This is a genomic window from Xylanibacter ruminicola Ga6B6, assembly GCF_000687715.1.
In the GTDB taxonomy this organism is placed as follows: Bacteria; Bacteroidota; Bacteroidia; order Bacteroidales; family Bacteroidaceae; genus Prevotella; species Prevotella ruminicola_B.
Map to the genome: position 1 here is coordinate 1 of NZ_JHXD01000048.1, position 2,048 is coordinate 2,048.

Genomic DNA, 2,048 nt, shown 5'->3' on the forward strand with positions numbered 1-2,048 from the left:
CTGTCTTATGACGAATGAAAGGACGGCCTTATTCCACATCCTTGATGTTGTTAACGAGTGCAAATATAATAATTAATATTGAATATACAATGAAAGAAACAAGAAATCATTTGATGACCATTCTGGTTTTTGCCGTAGTGTTTGCACTGTGCATTGTTGTACTGTTTGAGACCGATACCATGACTGCAGGTTTGTATACAGGCGAAACACAATCGGAGTTTTTCTGGACCGCATTTATGGAGTTGCTCACACTGGGCTGTGTGTTTCTGGGTTTACGCCTGTTTAAGTTTAACAAGGTGCACGCCGAACTGGTAAGCAAAAAGCATATTGCCCTGGGCATGTGGGGCACCCTGCGTCTGGTAATGATACTGGCGCCCATGGTAGCTAATACCTATTTATATTATTTATATATGAATACCACTTTTGGTTATATGGCAATCATCGGTTTGCTGTGCCTGCCATTTATATTTCCAACCATGAGCCGCTGCGAGGCCGAGGTTGAAGACGATAAATAATATCACCCCAAAAGAAATATATGAAGCTTTCGGTTATTATCGTAAACTACAACGTACGCCCATACCTTACGGCTTGTCTTGACAGCGTACAGCGCGCTCTCGAGGGTATCGAGAGTGAGGTGTTTGTGGTAGATAACCATAGCGATGACGATAGTGTAGAGGTAATCAATCGTAACTACACATGGGTACACCTTATTAATAATAGAGAGAACTTAGGTTTCTCGAAGGCCAACAACATTGCCATCCTTCAGGCTCAAGGCGATTACATACTGCTGCTGAACCCCGACACCGTGGTAGCCGAGGATACGCTGAAAAGTGCTATCGACTTCATGGATCAGAATCCCAAAGCGGGTGGGGCAGGCGTAAGAATGCACAACGCCGATGGCACCCTGGCGCCCGAAAGTCGACGTGCAATACCCACGCCCTTTGTAGCAGCCCGCAAAATGTTAGGCTTTACCAAGCGCTACTATATGAGCTACCTGTCGTGGGATGCACCTGCACAGATCGAAGTGGTGAGCGGCGCCTTTATGCTACTGCGCCACAAGGCTATCTACGAGGTAGGTATGCTTGATGAAGATTTTTTCATGTATGGCGAGGATATCGACCTGTCGTATCGCCTGCTTCAAGGCGGATGGCAGAACTGGTTTCTGCCTTACGATATCGTACATTACAAAGGTCAGTCGACCAGCAAGTCGGATTTCCGCTATGTGCATGTGTTCTATCAGGCCATGCTGATATTCTTTCGCAAGCACTACAGTCACCTCAGTTTCTTTTTTTCACTGCCAGTAAAAGTGGCCATCTATTTCCGCGCCTCGCTGGCATTAGTAGATATCGTACGTAAAAAACTACATTTAGGATGAAACAGATAATACTACGCGCCATCGAGCCCGAAGATCTCGACCTGTTGTACCGCATCGAAAATGATGTAGAGCTTTGGAACGTGGGCAACACCAATGTGCCATACTCGCGCTACCTGCTGCACGACTATGTAGCTAACTGCAAAAACGACATCTATACCGACCGCCAGGTACGTATGATGGTTGAAAACCAGGCAGGCGAGATAGTAGGGGTGGCCGATCTGGTGAATTTCGACCCCGCAAACTGTCGCGCCGAGGTGGGACTGATAGTACTTAACAGCTATCGACGTCAGGGATATGGTACCGCCATGTTACATGCTTTGGCTGATTACGCCCAGCGTATTTTGCATCTTCATCAGCTTTACGCCTACGTGGATTGCGAGAATAAAGCATCACTTTGCCTGTTCGAAAAAGCAGGTTACAAAGTGTGTGCAAAAATAGGCGATTGGCTGTTCGACGGAGCAAAATATCGCGATTCTGTGCTAATTCAGTACGTATTTTAGAAAAAATGCGATTAAATCGCAAAAAAATCGCCAAAAAGTTTTGGTAGTTCCAAAAATATCACTACCTTTGCACCCGCAAATAAGAAAAAGCGTTCTTTGGTGCGTTAGTTCAGTAGGTTAGAATGCCTGCCTGTCACGCAGGAGGTCACGAGTTCGAATCTCGTACGCACCGC

The 2,048-nt window shown here is 46.1% G+C and carries 3 protein-coding genes and 1 tRNA gene; all 4 read left to right on the plus strand.

The window, feature by feature from the left end:
- Nucleotides 1-89: 89 nt before the first annotated feature.
- The 4 genes from T500_RS0114695 to T500_RS0114710 all read left to right on the plus strand — a co-directional run bounded on the left by T500_RS0114695 (nucleotide 90) and on the right by T500_RS0114710 (nucleotide 2,047).
- Nucleotides 90-515, plus strand: coding sequence for a hypothetical protein (locus T500_RS0114695; protein ID WP_028908729.1), 426 nt, complete (start codon nucleotides 90-92; stop codon nucleotides 513-515).
- Between the two features lie 20 nt (nucleotides 516-535).
- Complete coding sequence (locus T500_RS16165) at nucleotides 536-1,375, plus strand: glycosyltransferase family 2 protein (RefSeq protein ID WP_051612101.1); 840 nt, start codon at nucleotides 536-538, stop codon at nucleotides 1,373-1,375.
- Nucleotides 1,372-1,875, plus strand: a complete 504-nt coding sequence (locus T500_RS0114705) for a GNAT family N-acetyltransferase (protein WP_028908730.1) — start codon at nucleotides 1,372-1,374, stop codon at nucleotides 1,873-1,875. The genes T500_RS16165 and T500_RS0114705 overlap by 4 nt, the downstream gene beginning before the upstream one ends.
- 98 nt (nucleotides 1,876-1,973) lie before the next feature.
- Nucleotides 1,974-2,047 (plus strand) — tRNA-Asp (locus tag T500_RS0114710).
- The last annotated feature ends 1 nt before the right edge of the window (nucleotide 2,048 follow it).